The organism is Paenibacillus prosopidis, from assembly GCF_003337375.1.
Taxonomy (GTDB): Bacteria; Bacillota; Bacilli; order Paenibacillales; family Paenibacillaceae; genus Pristimantibacillus; species Pristimantibacillus prosopidis.
In genome coordinates this window covers 105,965-122,509 of record NZ_QPJD01000002.1, presented here as the reverse complement: position 1 = coordinate 122,509, position 16,545 = coordinate 105,965, and the positions used below count along the sequence as shown (strand labels likewise).

The window sequence follows — 16,545 nt, the reverse complement described above, 5'->3', positions numbered from 1 at the left end:
TATGCTCCCAGCTAAAATGGGGAAGGAAAGTACCGATGACTAAGGTCGGTGCATGGGACGGGAAGCGAGGAATAAAAGCGGTGAATATGGACATTTTTGGAATCTTCAGTATTATTGGCACGATTGCTTTCGCGGTCAGCGGAGCGATTGTGGCAATGGAGGAGGAATACGATATTTTGGGCGTATTCGTACTCGGCTTGGTAACGGCATTCGGCGGCGGGGTCGTCCGAAACCTGTTGATCGGTATGCCGGTCACGTCGCTTTGGAGCCAAGGCTATTTGCTCAAAATAGCAATTATCGCTATGACGATCGCCTTCGTGCTGCCTGTCGTATGGATTCAGCGGTGGCGGCGCAGCGAAGCCTTTTTCGATGCCATCGGCTTGTCGGCATTTGCGATTCAAGGGGCGCTTTATGCGACACAAATGAAGCATCCGCTCAGTGCGGTGCTTGTTGCTGCGATGCTTACGGGAATTGGCGGCGGTATAATCCGGGACGTGCTTGCCGGGCGGAAGCCTCTTGTCCTGAAGGATGAAATTTATGCCGTGTGGGCTATGCTTGCGGGACTCGCAATTGGTCTTGGCTGGTTTAAATCGACTTTAGAGCTGCTGTTTTTATTTGTCGTTATTATTAGTTTCCGGATGCTGTCGGTCTATTACAAGTGGAAACTTCCGCGCCGCTCGCTCAAGATAGCAGCAGCTGAACCGCGGCAGAAAGGAGGCGTGCAATGAAAGCTCGCATATTGTTCGTTTGTCTAGGCAACATTTGCCGTTCACCGATGGCGGAAGCCGTTATGCGTCATCAAGTGGAGCAAGCCGGCTTGTCTCACCGTATCGAAGTGGATTCAGCAGGAACTGGCGATTGGCATCTGGGCCATCCCCCGCATGAGGGGACTCGTAAGCAATTAGATCAGCACCGTATTTCTCATCAAGGGATGAAGGCGCGTTTAGTTATTTCCGATGATTTCGAATCTTTCGATTATATCGTATGTATGGATACGAACAACCTGCGCGATGTTCGTAAACTGCTAAATGATGCAGGAGGAGCGAAGCGGGAGGGTGACGGCTCGCAAAAGCAGCTGTTTACCTTTATGGAGCTTCTTCCGGACAAAGCGATGGCAGATGTGCCTGACCCATACTACGACGGTAATTTCTCGTTTGTCTATGAGCTTGTAGACAATGGCTGCAAGGAGCTGCTGAAGCGGGTCCAATCAGATTTGGATATGAATTAATCAAATGTAAAAAAAGCTGTCCCGGTTCATGGCTTGAACCTGTCGGGCAGCTTTTTTCGTATTTTTGGAGCTATTCAACCTCAATGAAATAGGAGAGCGCTTGACCGAGTTCTTTTTGCCAAAACCCCCATTGGTGCTTTCCATCTTTCTCTTCATAAAAGAGTATCGCCTGCTTCAGCTCAAGCAGAGCTTTTGCATTCCGGTTCAGCGCGACGAAATCAAATACTCCTCGATCCGTTTCATAAGCATCTTCTTGCAGGCCGACAATCATATAGACGGTAAGCCAGCTGAGGTCGCCTGCCGCAGAGATGATGTTTTGCGAAATGCCGTAATAAGCACCGGATAAAGACATTACACGCGTGAACAAATGAGGATATGTCAGAGCCAAATGTAGTGAAACCGATCCGCCGAGCGAATCCCCCGCAAGCAGCCTGTGTTCAGGCTCCCGTCTTACAGAATAACGTTCCTCTACAAACGGGAGAAGCTCCTCTGCGAAGAAACGGATGTAATTGGCATGTCTGTCGCCATCCGGCGCATACTCCGCCGTCCGCAGCTTCTTGTCGACATCGACGCCGACAATAATAAAGGGCTCCAGACCTTCGTCCAAAATTAACCGGGTTGCCGTTGTCGCAATCCGGCCGAAATTGAAGAAGTCTTCGCCGTCTTGGCAATAGACGACAGGGTAGCTAAGCACCTCGTTATAGCCTGGCGGCAAAAAGATGCGCAAGTTGCGCGATTGCTCCGGCAGCAGACTGCTAGGCACGGATTCTTTTACAATTGTACGTTTTAAATATCGCTCATCCGTCATTTCTTTATCTCCTAACGTTTTGAATTATTGAATGGAAAGCTGCTGTTGTGGGTAAACAATAGAAAGGTAATCCTGGGAATCGCATCTAATTCTGTTTTGTTGTATTATGCTGTTATAGTGATAATATAAGTCTGTAGCATATACAATTTCTTAATAGAATGATGAGAATCGGCGAAAAAACAACGGTTTTTTTGTTTTTTGCTTTGACCATTTTCATTAAACAGGTTTATAATAATTCTATAACAGAGGTAAACGATTTTCAAATATTTCGATTGAGGTGAGCGTTCAAAATGAGCAAATTGCCATACGAAGTTCAAACGGAACCGGTTACACCGCTATCCGTCTTGTCCCTTGACGGTGAAGTTGTTAATCCGGACTTAATGCCGGCACTGACTGATGAACAATTAAAAGAAGTAATGTACCGCATGGTATTTACCCGTACCTGGGATGAGCGGGCAGTTAACCTTGGTCGCCAAGGCAGACTTGGCTTCTACGCTCCGGTATCCGGGCAGGAAGCATCGATGATCGGAAGCGAATACGCGCTTAATAAAGACGATTTTATTTGCCCGGGCTACCGTGATATGCCGCAGCTCGTATGGCATGGCTTGCCGCTTTACCAAGCTTTCCTTTACTCGCGCGGGCACCAGCACGGCGGACAAATTCCGCAAGACGTACACGTGCTTATGCCGCAAATTATTATCGGCGCTCAAATTTTGCACGCGACTGGCGTAGCAATGGCGTTTAAGAAAAAGAATGAAAAGCGCGTAGCAATTACGTATACAGGCGATGGCGGTTCGTCAGAAGGCGACTTCTACGAAGGTATGAACTTCGCTGGAGTTTATAAACTGCCTGTCATTTACGCTGTTCAAAACAACGGCTATGCGATTACAACTCCTTTTGCCAAGCAAACCGCTGCATTATCGATTGCACACAAAGCGGTTGCTGCCGGTATCCGCGGAATTCAAGTAGACGGCATGGACGTGCTTGCTGTCATTAAAGCCGTTCAAGAAGCTGCTGAACGCGGCCGCAACGGCGAAGGCGCAACTTTGATCGAGATGCTAACATACCGTTTCCGTCCGCACTCGATGGCGGATGATGCGACTAAATATCGTACAAAAGAAGAAGAAGCCGAGTGGGCGCTTAAGGATCCGCTTGTTCGTTTCGGCAAATATTTGGAGAAAAAAGGCCTCTGGACGGAAGAAGATACGAACCGCGTGAAGGAAGAAGCGAAAGCAACTGTAAACGAGCACATCAAGAAAGCTGAAGCGGTTGAGAAAATGACTGTCGCAGGCTTGATCGATTCGATGTTCGAAACGACACCGCAGTATCTGGAAGAGCAAAAGGCCGATTTTCAATAGTAGAGGAGGATCAGACGATCATGGCTCAAATGAATATGTTGGAAGCGATTCGCGATGCGATGCGCATAGAACTTAAACGTGATTCGAACGTGCTCATCTTCGGTGAGGACGCAGGTAAGGTCGGCGGAGTGTTCCGTGTGACAGAAGGTTTGCAGGAAGAGTTTGGCGAAGATCGCGTATTCGATACGCCGCTTGCTGAATCGGCTATCGCTGGTATGGCAGTAGGGATGGGTATTCAAGGCTTCCGTCCGATCGCAGAAATCCAGTTTGTCGGTTTTATCTTCGAAGCGCTTGATCAAATGTTTATTCAAGCGGCTCGTATGCGTTACCGCTCAGGCGGACGCTATAATTCGCCAATCGTATTCCGTACGCCATTTGGCGGAGGCGTCAAAGCGGCTGAGCTTCATACCGATTCTCTTGAAGGTCTTGCGATTCAAACTCCTGGTATTAAAGTAATCATCCCTTCGAATCCTTACGATGCAAAAGGTTTGATGATTTCCGCAATCCGTGACAATGACCCTGTATTTTTCATGGAGCATTTGAACCTGTACCGCGCGTTCAAGGCAGATGTGCCTGAAGGTGAGTACACGGTCGAGATCGGCAAAGCTAACGTTGTTCGCGAAGGTAGCGACGTAACGATTATTGCTTACGGCTTGATGGTTCACACCGCTGTGAAAGCAGCGGAAGAGCTGGAGAAAACAGGCGTAAAGGCAGAGGTAATCGATCTTCGTACCCTGCTTCCGCTAGATATCGATACCATTGTAGCTTCGATTCAAAAAACGAACAGGGCAATCGTTGTTCAAGAAGCTCAAAAGACATCCGGCGTTGCAGCTGAAGTTATCGCTCAAATTAATGAAAAAGCAATTTTGCACCTGGAAGCGCCAGTGCTTCGCGTTGCCGGACCGGATACCGTATATCCGTTTGCTCAAATAGAGGATGCGTGGCTTCCTTCCGTAGCTCGTATCTCGGCGGCAGTACAAAAAGTACTGAACTTTTAAAGGAGGTTACAAGCGGTGGCTAAATTCGAATATCGTTTCCCGGAGCTGGGCGAAGGTTTGCACGAAGGCGAAATTATTAAAGTGCTAATCAAAGTCGGCGACACGGTTACAGATGATGATATTATTATGGAAGTTCAAAACGACAAAGCGATCGTTGAGGTGCCTTGCCCGGTAAACGGTAAAGTGCTTGAAGTGCTTGTGAAGGACGGCCAAGTGTGCCACGTTGGCGAAATCGTTGCAATCATTGACGCTGAAGGCGAACTGCCAGAGCAAGCTGCACCTGCTGCTGAAGCGCCAAAAGCGGAGGCGCCTGCGGCAGCTGCACCGGCTGCGGCTCCAGAAGCACCTGCTGCGCCTGCAGCGCAAGCGGCTGCACCGACGGCTGCGGCTGCTCCAAAAGCAACAGGCGGTCTAGTTCTTGCAACACCGAGCGTTCGCAAATTCGCTCGCGAGAAGGGCGTTGACCTGACGCAAGTGGGCGGAACAGGCAAGAACGGCCGGATCACACGAGACGATGTAACCGGTTTTGGCGGCGCGCCGGCAGCAGTTGCGGCTGATACTGCAGCTCCTGCAGCAGTTGAACAACAGGATAACGCAGCGAAGGTCGCTGGAGAAGCAAAAGCCGCGCCTGTAACAGCTGGAACTGCTTACCGTCCGGAAGAGCGCGTACCATTCAAAGGCATTCGCAAAATCATCGCAAATGCGATGACCAAGTCTGTATATACTGCTCCACACGTTACCATCATGGACGAAGTAGATGTTACTGAGCTTGTTGCGCTTCGTGCGAAATATAAGCCTTATGCCGAGAAAAAAGGCTCCAAGCTTACGTACTTGCCGTTCATCGTGAAAGCACTCGTGGCAGCATGCCGTGAGTTCCCGATCTTGAACGCAACGCTTGACGAGGCTAACCAAGAAATCGTACTGCGCAAGTATTACAACATCGGTATCGCGACTGATACGGATAACGGTCTGATCGTACCGGTTATTGAGGATGCTGATCGTAAAAATCTGTTCAAAATTGCGGATTCGATTCGTGATCTGGCTGCTCGCGGACGTGACGGCAAGCTTGCCGCAAACGAATTGAAAGGCAGCACCATTTCAATTTCTAACATTGGTTCTGCAGGCGGTATGTTCTTCACTCCGGTTATCAACTTCCCAGAGGTTGCGATTCTTGGAACAGGCAGAATTACGGAGAAAGCGATCGTGCGTAATGGTGAAATCGTTGCGGCGCCTGTCATGGCTCTTTCACTCAGCTTCGATCACCGCTTAATCGACGGTGCTACGGCACAAAACTTTATGAATTACATCAAAACACTTCTGGGCCAACCGGAATTGTTCATAATGGAGGTATAAGACATGGTCGTAGGTGATGCTTCCCTTGATATTGACACTCTAGTCATTGGTGCGGGCCCAGGCGGTTATGTAGCAGCGATTCGCGCTGCGCAGCTTGGCCAAAACGTACTTATCGTAGATAAAGAATATGTAGGCGGCGTATGCTTGAACGTAGGCTGTATCCCTTCGAAGGCGCTTATTTCCGCGTCGCATCAATATGAGTCGATCAGCCACGCTTCTGCTTTCGGTATCGAAGTAGGCGAAGCGAAGGTCGACTTCAGCAAGGTGCAAGAATTCAAGAACGGTATCGTTAAGAAATTGACAGGCGGCGTTGCTTCCCTATTGAAAGCAAACAAAGTCCAATATTTCCAAGGCGAAGTCATGTTCATTAACGAAAACGAAGCGCGTGTATTCAACGATCAGGAAGCACCGCGCTACCGTTTCAAAAACTGCATCATCGCTACCGGTTCCCGTCCAATCGAGCTGAAGGCTTTCCCTTACGGCGGCCGTATCGTTTCGTCGACAGGCGCATTGTCCTTGCCTGAAATTCCGAAGAGCCTCGTCGTTATCGGCGGCGGTTATATCGGTATCGAGCTTGGTCAAATGTATTCGAAATTCGGAACAAAAGTAACGGTAATCGAAGGCTCCGACGCTATTTTGCCTGGTTTTGACAAGGATATGTCCTCGATCGTTGCGAAGAAGCTGAAGAGCACGAATGTTGACATCGTTACCGGCGCCCAAGCAAAGAGCGCTGAGCAAACAGATAAAGACGTAACTGTAACCTATACAGTCGGCGACAAAGAAGAAAAAGTAACGGCAGACTACTTGCTCGTAACGGTTGGACGCCGTCCAAACACCGATGGCGAACTTGGTCTTGACCTTATCAACATTAAAATGACCGATCGCGGTCTCGTTGAGGTTGATGAGCAATGCCGTACGAACATTCCGCATATTTATGCGATTGGCGATATCATTGCCGGACCTGCGCTTGCGCACAAAGCCATGTACGAAGGCCGTGTTGCTGCTGAAGCGATTTCCGGTCAACCAAGCGTTATTGACTACAAATGCGTGCCTGCTGTCTGCTTCTCCGATCCTGAATGCGCAAGCGTTGGCTTGAGCGAGAAGGAATCGAAGGACAAAGGCCATAATGTAAAGGTCGGCAAATTCCCGTTCGCTATTAACGGACGCGCAATGTCGCTGAACGCAAATGAAGGCTTCGTCAAACTTGTATCTGATGCAGATTCCGGTCTTGTATTGGGTGCGCAAATTATCGGTCTGGAAGCTTCCAATATGATTGCTGAGCTTGCTCTTGCAATTGAAATGGGTGCTACGCTTGAGGATATCGCGCTAACGATCCATGCGCATCCTACTCTTGGTGAGATCGTGCTTGATGCAGCGGAAGTCGCGCTCGGCCACCCAATCCACACATTTATTAAATAAAACGGTTCTAAACGATCCGGTTTATGTTAGAAGAGGTCACGCGGCTTATCCAGCCGACGGGGCCTCTTTGCGCATCGTGAGCTTATATATGATGAAGGTACAGAGGGAGCGTATATCGACATGGAACAGATGGCTAAACCTACAAGCCAATCCAAGACCTTGATGACACAGCTTATTTTTCCGCTTGACACGAACCATCACGATACGATGTTTGGCGGGAAGCTAATGGAATATATGGATAAAGTAGCCGCGATAGCAGCGATGAGGCATGCCCGTATGCAGGTCGTAACGGCATCGACGGATAACTTAGATTTTTTGGCGCCGATCCGGGTTGGGGAAGTCATTGAGGTTGAAGCGTTTGTCACGTGGACGAATCGAAGCTCTATGGAAATTTACGTTTCTGTCCATTCGGAAAATTTATATAGTGGCGACCGCAAAACGACGGTAACCGCATTTTTTACATTCGTAGCACTTGATCAGTATGGCAAGCCTGCTCCGGTACCGTCCGTCATGCCTGAGACCGAAGAAGAAAAACAGCTTCACGCAACGGCACCTGACCGGCATAAGCTAAGAAAGAAACGAAAGCAGGACAGAATTTAAAGTTAATGATATAATAGGTGTTATTTGTCGATTTTTGTTTCTCGATAGGGGGCAATGCCGGAATGAGCAACAGCGAGCAATCCTATTTGCAATTGTTAAAATATGTTTTGGAGAATGGCACGAAAAAAGAGGACCGTACCGGTACAGGCACGATCTCTACTTTTGGTTATCAGATGCGCTTTGATTTAAACGAAGGATTTCCGTTGATTACGACGAAACGGGTTCCCTTTCGGCTGATTGCCAGCGAGCTGATCTGGTTTATTCAAGGCGATACGAACATTCGTTATCTTCTTCAGCACAATAATAATATATGGAATGAATGGGCATTTAAAAGATGGGTGGAAAGTGCAGCCTATACGGGCCCTGACATGACGAACTTCGGTTTGCGCTCTCAATCGGACGCTGCTTTTCAATCTGCTTACGAGGAGCAAATGGAGCTCTTTAAACAACGGATTCTAAATGATGAGCTATTCGCAGCTGAATATGGCGAGCTCGGCGATGTATACGGTAAGCAATGGCGTCAGTGGAAAACGTCGCAAGGCGAATCGATTGATCAGCTGAAGGATGTCATTGATACGATCAAGCGAAATCCCGATTCAAGAAGGTTAATCGTCTCGGCTTGGAATCCGGAAGACGTACCTGGCATGGCGTTGCCGCCCTGCCATACGATGTTCCAGTTTTATGTGACAAACGGTAAGCTCTCCTGCCAACTGTACCAACGGAGCGCTGATATTTTCCTGGGTATCCCGTTTAATATCGCGAGTTATGCGCTGTTAACGCATATGGTCGCTCATGAGTGCGGACTAGAGGCAGGAGAATTTATCCATACGCTTGGCGATGCGCATATTTATACAAATCATATGGATCAAATTAAGATCCAGCTTAGCCGAGAGCCGAAGCCATTACCGCAATTGAAGATTAATCCGGACAAAAAGTCGATATTCGACTTTGACGTTGCTGATCTGGCTATTGATCACTATGAGCCGCATCCTACTATTAAAGCTCCAGTCGCGGTATAACAGAAGCAGCATATCTATTGAGAGGTGCGGATTTATATATCTATTACAATGATCGCCGCGATGGACCGCAACAGAACGATTGGTATCGGCAACAAAATGCCGTGGCGCCTGCCGGCGGAGATGGCCTATTTTACGAAAATGACGACAGGCAAAACGGTATTAATGGGCCGCAAAACGTTTGAATCGCTTAGAAAGCCGCTCAAGGACCGGAGAAATGTCGTTTTAACGCGTCAGGAGCTTTTTCATCCCGAAGGCTGCGAGGTCGTACATTCCCTGCAGGAAGCACTTGAGCTGTGTAAAGAGGATGAGCTCATGGTAATGGGCGGGGCAGATATTTATGCTCAATTTATGCCATATGCGGATACATTGCTATTAACGGCTGTTGATGCAGAGATAGAAGGCGGCGATGCTTTCTTCCCGGTAGTTCCGGAAGCGGAATGGGAGCTCGTGGACAGCGAGAAAAGACAAAGCGATGAAAGGAATCCGTATGCTTTTACATTTCAAACGTTTAAACGGCGTTCGAATTGACGTACGGCCAAAGAAATGAATATTTGACGAACGATATGTTATAAAGTGCAAATGATTGTACGGATAATCCATTAACGACTTTAGTGCATGAATGCTAGGATGTTGTAAAATAGTTAACGAGTGCATTGTACAGATTTTTAGATTTTGAGAAAAGTTTGTTATTGAATATTTAATGGATTCCCGATATAGTTTTAAAGAGAATCGTACCAATGGTAACGGGAAATATGGATGGAGGAAAGAGCGATCATGTCTACACCTACTGGTTTTATGGAATATCAGCGCGAACTGCCGGCCGATCGCGACCCGCTGGAGCGTATTAAGGATTGGCAAGAATTTCATAAGCATTTTTCGGAAGAGCAGCTTAAAACGCAAGGCGCTCGCTGCATGGACTGCGGAACGCCTTATTGTCATACAGGCATGGAGCTTGGCGGTTCGGTATCAGGCTGTCCGGTCAACAATTTAATTCCGGAATGGAATAACCTGATCTATCGCGGGTTGTGGCGCGAAGCGCTCGACCGTCTGCATAAAACGAACAACTTCCCTGAGTTTACGGGCCGCGTTTGTCCTGCGCCGTGCGAGGGTTCTTGTACCGTTGGTTTAATCGGCGATGCGGTTACGATCAAAACGATCGAACAAGCTATCATTGACCGCGGATTTGAGGAGGGCTGGGTTGTTCCGCAGCCACCGAAAGTACGTACAGGCAAACGGGTAGCTGTTGTTGGCTCTGGTCCAGCCGGTATGGCTACCGCTGCGCAATTGAACAAAGCAGGGCATACGGTAACGGTTTACGAGCGTGCTGACCGCATTGGCGGTTTGCTGACTTACGGTATTCCTACAATGAAGCTTGAGAAGCATGTCGTTCAGCGCCGCGTTGATTTGCTGGCTGCTGAGGGCGTTGAATTTGTAATTAACACGGAAATTGGCAAAGACATTACTGCAAACGAGCTTGTAGAGAACTTCGACGCAGTCGTGCTTTGCGGCGGTTCGACAAGAGCTCGCGACGTTGAAATTGAAGGCCGTGATTTGAATGGCGTTCACATGGCGATGGACTACTTGAACGGCACGATCAAGAGCTATCTGGATTCCAATCTGGAAGACGGAAACTACATTTCGGCTAAAGACAAAGACGTTATCGTCATTGGCGGCGGCGATACAGGTACGGACTGCGTAGCGACTGCTTTGCGTCATGGCTGCAAGTCGGTTACACAATTCGGTACTCATGCTAAGGCTCCGCTTGAGCGTGACAACGTGAATAATCCTTGGCCGCAGTTCCCGAACGTGTACACGCTCGATTATGCGCAAGAGGAAGCGAAAGCGTTATTTGGCGAAGATCCTCGAGCTTTCTCCGTACTGACGAAGAAATTTGTCGGCGACGGCAACGGAAATTTAAAAGAGCTTCACACCGTTCAAATAGAGCGTACAGTTGATGAGACTGGCCGTAAAATATACAGCGAAATTCCTGGAACGGAAAAGGTTTGGCCTGCAGATCTTGTCTTTATTGCGGTAGGCTTTGAAGGTCCTGAGAACACGCTGATCGAGCAGCTTGGTCTTGCGCAAGATCGCCGCACGAATGTAAAAGCCGCATACGGCAAATATACGACAAACGTAGACAAAGTATTTGCTGCGGGCGATATGCGCCGTGGACAAAGCTTAGTGGTATGGGCAATTAATGAAGGCCGCGAAGCTGCGCGTGAGGTAGATAAATATTTGATGGGCTCTTCGATGCTTCCTTAATGGACATCGAATGCGTTATTGAAATATAGCCGAATAAGCTTGAAGAAAAGCGCCCTTGGGCGCTTTTCTTGCTGACGGAAGGTATTCAACTTTTGATGGGAGGAAGCAGCAAATGATCAAGTATGGGCTAGACCGGATAACTGAGTTAAAGTTTCGTTCCTTTCAACCTGTAATCGAACGCAGAGACGAGCAGTGGGTGGACATTACGCTTCGTTTCGAGCTTGCCCCGGAGAGTGAAGCGCCAGAGGATTTGATTGATTTAACAGCGCTCGTTATTTGCACGATAGACGGTACAATCGTACAAATGGTGCCGCATGATGAAGGCTGCGATTGCGAATATCAGTTTACAGTAAGCGAGAAGGAACAAATTGCAGCATTTATTATGCAGCCCCGCATTCAAGCTGATATTCAGAAAGTAAGCTCACCATCCTAAGGAAAGTTGTGGTAAAATCGGTTTTGAGATGACGTAAAGGGGCGATTCGTCATGCCAGCCGATGAAGCATTCGTTCTGTCGCCGACAGACGTTCGGAACATCCGAAGCTATGTACAGCTCAAATACGCCGCCATGCCGCATGAGAGTCGTGTGGAAATCGTGGCGGATGCAGTGAGTCGAATTATTCACAGGCAATTGCCGGATTTCGAGTACGGCTTGAAGCGTTCAGTAACAACAGCTCTAATACGGACTGCGGTGCTGGAGCATCAACGGCCGGTTCGAGCCGATGATATTTTTAGGGTGTGCTTATCGTTAGACCGGACTGCTTCGACCATTTACGATCCGTTCCATTCCTGGGTAGAGAGGCAGCTACGTATAAGCTGTGAGAAGCCAGTACTTGAGCGTCTGCTGGACAAGCTTCCATCAGATGAGGAAATGTCTGAAATAGCTGCTAATGAAGACAAAGGCAGCCTCTGGGCGCAGCTGAAGAGTTTGTTGAACGAAGAGGGTTTTACCGCACTCGAAGAGCCAGCCGGTTCGTTTCCTGCTGAAGTCATAAACCTTCCTTTGCCGCAATCCCAGCCCTCACAGCGTAAAATAAAGCCAAGAGCCTATATGTACGGCGCATTATGCATCTGTTTAATAACTGCATCACTATTATACGGCTGGTCATTAGGCAAGCCTTCACCTTATGTGCTCCAACCGCCAGTAGTTTTAAAGCATGCTCAGCCAATCGAGGCTCAGTTAGACGGTCTTCCAATTGAGCTTCGTTATCAAGAAATCGACCAGGCGCGGCTTATTGACTTTTTGGAGACAAAATCTTCTATTCTAGCGGAACAGCCTTATTTTGACGCTATTCTTGCAGCTGCGAAATCATTTGATATTCATCCAATCCTATTATTTTCCATTACCGGCCAAGAGCAAGGCTTTGTGCCCAAGTCGAATAAACAATATAAGCAAATCGCAAATAACCCGTTCAATGTTTTTCACAGCTGGCAGGATTTTAATACGAATATTCATGAATCCGCTGAAATCGCTGCTAGAACAATTGTTCGTTTAAGTAAAGACAGACCGTCTGACGTTGACCCGTATGTGTGGATTAATCGAGAATATGCGGAGGATCCGAAGTGGTCAGACGGCGTGCGTTCTATTTTTGCAACTATGAAGAACTATATGGATAAGCAGAGCGAAACCAATAGAGACTGAATGAGCTTATATTTATTTAATAGATTTCATAAATGAACCCGATAAGGACGAGCGTCCAGTTGGGTTTTACAGGCCTAATGAAGGAGCGATAATCTTTTGAAGACATTAATCATTGCGGAAAAACCCGATATGGGACGGAACATAGCTGCCGCAATAGATCCTAAAGCAAAAAATCACCGTTCCTACATAGAAGGCGAACAGTATATTATTACGTGGGCAATCGGACATTTAATCGGACTTGCGGAACCGGATGCATACGATGACCGATATAAAAAGTGGAATATAAATGATCTTCCGATTATTCCAACGCAATTCAAGCTCGTTCCTAATAAAAAAACGATCGATCAACTTAAAGTGATAGGCGATTTAGCTAAACGGAGCAATCTGCTCGTCAATTCGTGCGATGCCGGGAGGGAAGGGCAATACATCTTCTCGCTCATCCAGCGTCATCTCAAGCTAAGCCAACCGGTAAAGCGTTTGTGGATTTCCGACCTTACTCCTGAAACGATTAGAAAAGGGTTTGCGGAGCTGAAGGAAGGCGCCGATTATGAGAACCTGACAAGAGCGGCCACAGCTCGCAGTGAGGCTGACTGGCTCATTGGTATGAATGGATCGCGAGCTTTCACAACGAAGCATAATGTACTGCTGTCGGTCGGCAGAGTGCAGACGCCTGTCCTTGCGCTCATTTATGACCGGCAGAAGCAAATTGAAGCCTTCTCCTCTCTAAAGTTTTTTGAACTGGAAGGACATTTCTCGCAAAACGATATGACGTACCGGGGAATGTGGCAAGGCGAACGTATGACCGACCAAGCTAAAGTAGATGCGCTGGCTGCCAAAGTGAAGGGGAAGCCAGGACGGATTGCCTCCTATGAAGTAAAGGAAACAAAGGAATATCCGTTCAAGCTATACGATTTGACGCTGCTGCAGCGGGAAGCTAATGGCAAGTACGCTTTTTCTGCCAAAAAAACATTGGATACCGCACAGGCGCTTTACGAGAAGCATAAGGTTATCTCCTATCCGAGAACGAACTCTAACTATGTGACGGAGCAGAACATTCCGGAGATGCATAAAACCTTATCCGCACTGCAGGGTACCGTATACGATGACCTGGTCAAAGGCGCAAACCGGAGTCTTGTTCATAAAGGGAATAAGTTTATTTGTAACCCTTCTAGGGTTGAGGACCATCACGCCATTTTGCCTACTAATCGTAAAGCAAACGGGCTAAGCCCGGACGAACAGAAGCTGTATGATTTGATCGTTAGACGTTTTCTTTCGCAGTTTTATCCTGCTGCCGAGTACAAGGTACATACGGTTATGACCGAAGTGGAGAACGAAATGTTTAAAACGACGGTTAAAGAGCTGCTCAGCTTAGGCTGGAAGGTTATTTATGCCGATCAGAAGAAGGAAAAGGCGAAGACAACCAAGGGCAAAGACAAGGAAGACGCCGAGGAAGAAGAAATTGAAGTCAGTGAGCCATTCTCTATAAATGCAAACGAAGGCGTTATATGCGCAGATGCGATTGTGAAAGAAAAGGATACGCAGCCTCCAAAGCATTACACGGAAGGAACGCTGCTTAAAGCGATGGAAAGCGCGGGCAAGCAGATCGAAGACGAGGACTTGCGCGATGCGATGAAGGATTCAGGCCTGGGCACTCCAGCTACACGCGCCGCTACGATCGAGCGGCTGAAAAATGTTGGTTATGTAGAAATGCAGGGGAAGAAGATACAAATTACGCAAAAAGGCCGGACCGCAATCGAATTGATACGCGGTGCAGGTATTGACCTGCTGACTTCACCCGAAATGACAGGTCTCTGGGAGCGGCGCTTGAATGAAATTTCAAGAGGAACCGCCTCCGACGGACAATTTATGGAAAATGTAAAGAAGTTCGCTACAATGATCGTTGACAAGGTACGAGTTCAGTCCCGTGCCGCGAAAACGTCGTTTGAGAGCGAAGCTCCCGCTCGAGGGAGAGGGACGGAAGGAAAAGCCGGATCAGCTGCACGCAGTCGAGCGGCCAGAGCAAAGTCTACAACGACTGCTGAGAAAATGACCGCAGCTGCTGATGGTTCTGCTTCAGACGGGCCGACGATCATTGCTGCATGTCCGCGAGCAGGCTGCGGGGGTTCAATTTTCATGGGGCGCAAAGGATATGGCTGCTCCCATTACAAGGAAGGCTGTAAATTCGTCATTTGGAAGCAATGCTTTGGACGAAATTTAACGGATGCTCAGGTGAGGGCATTGATCGAAAAGGGTAAGACGAGTAAGCTGAAGCTTGCGCTTGAAGACGGGACACCAGTAGAAGGCCGACTAATCGTTAAAAATATCGATACAGGAGAGCTAGCCGTTGAACAGTAATGGCTAGCTCGTTATAAAACAAATAGACCCAAGTATGCTTCATATCCAATGAGGCAGACTCGGGTCTATTTGTATCGTCAAGGGCAGCTTATTGATTCACGTAACGATGTATCGCATCCGGCACATCCTTGAGGTGATCTAATGTAAGAAATGCGCCTTTCGGCTCTACTTCAATAGTAACGACATTATATTCCCACTCGGTCTCTGCGCGCATATGAATGGCGTGGATACCAGCCGTTAAGGCAGGTACGACATCGGTACGAATGGAATTACCGATCATCCACGTGCTGCTGCGATCGAAAACGCCGGTTGTTAAAATATTTTCCAAGGCGTCGCTGTTCTTCAAGCGCCGGATATAGATGCGGGAGTCAAAATAACGCTCTAATTGCAGACTTTCGATCTTGCGACGTTGAATAAGCAGTTCTCCGCCCGTATATAAATGCAGCTCATGACCAGCATCGGCAAGCGTGAATAGCGTTTGCTCCATATTCGGGTAAGGTTCAGTTTCGTGCTCGTAAACGCTCAAACCAAGCTTCCATAACAGGTTTTCTTCATTAACGGAACGCTTGCGACCGGTTAAATGGGAGAAATGGATATAGGTATCGACGAATGATTGGGGGAAATGCTCGCTTTTAAAGCCGAACACAGCAACGCCAGCAATATCGATCTCCATTTGTTTATCCCGAATTGCTTGAACCGTAACGAGACTGTAACCGGCAAACCAAGTCGACATGGCATCGATGAACTGATCAATAACCATGTAAAAATATTTATTGCAGTGGATTAGTGTATCGTCTAAGTCAAACATGATCTGCTGCTTCATCTAAACTGTCTCCTTTGCGCAACTTGAAACTGTATGATCAATCTACCGCAAATGGAGGTGCTCCGTCAATTAAACGAACGGGAGATGAAGAGTATTTTACATACTTATCCAATTAAATCCGCATAATGATAGTGGAGGTGATATTCGTATGCCATTTAACAAAAGCAATAAAACGGAAAACCAACAAAACCATTCCAGTGTCCGCGATAAGTCGATTTCGCTGAAAATGGACAAATTCGCCAGACGCCCATCGAGTTTAAACAAGATTAATAAACAACTGCCTTAGTGCTGAGATCAAAGGCTAACGGAAAGGAGAGGCAGATTCTTTGCCCCTCCTGTTACGTTAAGTCAAGCATATTTAAGCTGCGACGCGGCTAATTGGTTTTTTATAAATGCGATTCTCCTACGAACGTAAAAGTCCTTGCTGTCTCCCTTCAAATCCTTCGGGGTGATCACCTCCTCTGCAACATTGTCGATAATGACAAGCCGTCCATCGGCGTAAAACTTAAAGGTTAAGTCTCGATAAGGACGTACTTTCTCTACATAACGGAAATTTTCGCAGATGTTTTTCATGGTGATCAGGCCTCCTTCAAAATTTTGAATTCGTCGATCAATGGAACACTTGTTCTTATTTTTATTATACCAAACATTTGTTCGTGTGGAAACTGTTTTTTGTTTACCGT

General features: G+C 47.6%; 16 protein-coding genes. 13 read left to right on the top strand and 3 right to left on the bottom strand.

Annotated elements, in window-relative coordinates; translation table 11 throughout:
• Positions 1-86: 86 nt before the first annotated feature.
• Together DFP97_RS02810 and DFP97_RS02805 are read left to right on the top strand one after the other, a co-directional pair.
• Complete coding sequence (locus tag DFP97_RS02810; protein WP_114378839.1) at positions 87-728, top strand: trimeric intracellular cation channel family protein; 642 nt, start codon at positions 87-89, stop codon at positions 726-728.
• A complete protein-coding gene (locus tag DFP97_RS02805; protein WP_114378456.1) occupies positions 725-1,228 on the top strand; it encodes a low molecular weight protein-tyrosine-phosphatase in 504 nt (167 codons plus the stop codon). The genes DFP97_RS02810 and DFP97_RS02805 overlap by 4 nt, the downstream gene beginning before the upstream one ends.
• Before the next feature lie 70 nt (positions 1,229-1,298).
• On the opposite strand, the gene DFP97_RS02800 is transcribed toward DFP97_RS02805, so the two are convergent.
• Entirely contained in the window at positions 1,299-2,036 is a 738-nt protein-coding gene (locus tag DFP97_RS02800) for an alpha/beta hydrolase (protein ID WP_114378455.1), read from the bottom strand.
• Between the two features lie 290 nt (positions 2,037-2,326).
• On the opposite strand from DFP97_RS02800, the gene pdhA reads away from it, so the two are divergent.
• The 11 genes from pdhA to DFP97_RS02745 all read left to right on the top strand — a co-directional run bounded on the left by pdhA (position 2,327) and on the right by DFP97_RS02745 (position 15,039).
• Entirely contained in the window at positions 2,327-3,394 is a 1,068-nt protein-coding gene (pdhA, locus tag DFP97_RS02795) for a pyruvate dehydrogenase (acetyl-transferring) E1 component subunit alpha (RefSeq protein WP_114378454.1), read from the top strand.
• Positions 3,395-3,414: 20 nt separating this feature from the next.
• Positions 3,415-4,392, top strand: coding sequence for an alpha-ketoacid dehydrogenase subunit beta (locus tag DFP97_RS02790; protein WP_114378453.1), 978 nt, complete (start codon positions 3,415-3,417; stop codon positions 4,390-4,392).
• A 15-nt stretch (positions 4,393-4,407) separates the two neighbouring features.
• Positions 4,408-5,745 (top strand): dihydrolipoamide acetyltransferase family protein, encoded by a 1,338-nt coding sequence (locus tag DFP97_RS02785; RefSeq protein ID WP_114378452.1) that lies wholly within the window; start codon positions 4,408-4,410, stop codon positions 5,743-5,745.
• A 3-nt stretch (positions 5,746-5,748) separates the two neighbouring features.
• Entirely contained in the window at positions 5,749-7,164 is a 1,416-nt protein-coding gene (lpdA, locus tag DFP97_RS02780; RefSeq protein WP_114378451.1) for a dihydrolipoyl dehydrogenase, read from the top strand.
• A 129-nt stretch (positions 7,165-7,293) separates the two neighbouring features.
• Positions 7,294-7,764, top strand: coding sequence for an acyl-CoA thioesterase (locus tag DFP97_RS02775; protein WP_114378838.1), 471 nt, complete (start codon positions 7,294-7,296; stop codon positions 7,762-7,764).
• Between the two features lie 62 nt (positions 7,765-7,826).
• A complete protein-coding gene (locus DFP97_RS02770) occupies positions 7,827-8,783 on the top strand; it encodes a thymidylate synthase (protein WP_114378450.1) in 957 nt (318 codons plus the stop codon).
• A 48-nt stretch (positions 8,784-8,831) separates the two neighbouring features.
• Complete coding sequence (locus tag DFP97_RS02765; protein WP_220271124.1) at positions 8,832-9,311, top strand: dihydrofolate reductase; 480 nt, start codon at positions 8,832-8,834, stop codon at positions 9,309-9,311.
• Positions 9,312-9,557: 246 nt separating this feature from the next.
• The gene (locus DFP97_RS02760; protein ID WP_114378449.1) at positions 9,558-11,045 is read left to right on the top strand and encodes a glutamate synthase subunit beta; all 1,488 of its coding nucleotides are present in this window, start codon (positions 9,558-9,560) and stop codon (positions 11,043-11,045) included.
• Between the two features lie 112 nt (positions 11,046-11,157).
• Positions 11,158-11,478, top strand: coding sequence for a hypothetical protein (locus DFP97_RS02755; protein ID WP_114378448.1), 321 nt, complete (start codon positions 11,158-11,160; stop codon positions 11,476-11,478).
• Between the two features lie 51 nt (positions 11,479-11,529).
• A complete protein-coding gene (locus DFP97_RS02750) occupies positions 11,530-12,684 on the top strand; it encodes a hypothetical protein (RefSeq protein ID WP_114378447.1) in 1,155 nt (384 codons plus the stop codon).
• Positions 12,685-12,780: 96 nt separating this feature from the next.
• The gene (locus DFP97_RS02745; protein ID WP_114378446.1) at positions 12,781-15,039 is read left to right on the top strand and encodes a type IA DNA topoisomerase; all 2,259 of its coding nucleotides are present in this window, start codon (positions 12,781-12,783) and stop codon (positions 15,037-15,039) included.
• Positions 15,040-15,127: 88 nt separating this feature from the next.
• Here the strand turns inward: DFP97_RS02745 and DFP97_RS02740 are convergent, their stop codons facing one another.
• A complete protein-coding gene (locus DFP97_RS02740) occupies positions 15,128-15,862 on the bottom strand; it encodes an HAD family hydrolase (RefSeq protein ID WP_114378445.1) in 735 nt (244 codons plus the stop codon).
• A gap of 348 nt (positions 15,863-16,210) precedes the next feature.
• Complete coding sequence (locus DFP97_RS02735; RefSeq protein ID WP_114378444.1) at positions 16,211-16,435, bottom strand: hypothetical protein; 225 nt, start codon at positions 16,433-16,435, stop codon at positions 16,211-16,213.
• Positions 16,436-16,545 lie beyond the last annotated feature (110 nt).

Bases quoted from the DNA above. Each gene is read 5' to 3' on its own strand.
- DFP97_RS02810 (WP_114378839.1), top strand. From the start codon at position 87: ATGGACATTTTTGGAATCTTCAGTATTATTGGCACGATTGCTTTCGCG.
- DFP97_RS02805 (WP_114378456.1), top strand. From the start codon at position 725: ATGAAAGCTCGCATATTGTTCGTTTGTCTAGGCAACATTTGCCGTTCA.
- DFP97_RS02800 (WP_114378455.1), bottom strand. From the start codon at position 2,036: ATGACGGATGAGCGATATTTAAAACGTACAATTGTAAAAGAATCCGTG.
- pdhA (WP_114378454.1), top strand. From the start codon at position 2,327: ATGAGCAAATTGCCATACGAAGTTCAAACGGAACCGGTTACACCGCTA.
- DFP97_RS02790 (WP_114378453.1), top strand. From the start codon at position 3,415: ATGGCTCAAATGAATATGTTGGAAGCGATTCGCGATGCGATGCGCATA.
- lpdA (WP_114378451.1), top strand. From the start codon at position 5,749: ATGGTCGTAGGTGATGCTTCCCTTGATATTGACACTCTAGTCATTGGT.
- DFP97_RS02775 (WP_114378838.1), top strand. From the start codon at position 7,294: ATGGCTAAACCTACAAGCCAATCCAAGACCTTGATGACACAGCTTATT.
- DFP97_RS02770 (WP_114378450.1), top strand. From the start codon at position 7,827: ATGAGCAACAGCGAGCAATCCTATTTGCAATTGTTAAAATATGTTTTG.
- DFP97_RS02765 (WP_220271124.1), top strand. From the start codon at position 8,832: ATGATCGCCGCGATGGACCGCAACAGAACGATTGGTATCGGCAACAAA.
- DFP97_RS02760 (WP_114378449.1), top strand. From the start codon at position 9,558: ATGTCTACACCTACTGGTTTTATGGAATATCAGCGCGAACTGCCGGCC.
- DFP97_RS02755 (WP_114378448.1), top strand. From the start codon at position 11,158: ATGATCAAGTATGGGCTAGACCGGATAACTGAGTTAAAGTTTCGTTCC.
- DFP97_RS02750 (WP_114378447.1), top strand. From the start codon at position 11,530: ATGCCAGCCGATGAAGCATTCGTTCTGTCGCCGACAGACGTTCGGAAC.
- DFP97_RS02740 (WP_114378445.1), bottom strand. From the start codon at position 15,862: ATGAAGCAGCAGATCATGTTTGACTTAGACGATACACTAATCCACTGC.
- DFP97_RS02735 (WP_114378444.1), bottom strand. From the start codon at position 16,435: ATGAAAAACATCTGCGAAAATTTCCGTTATGTAGAGAAAGTACGTCCT.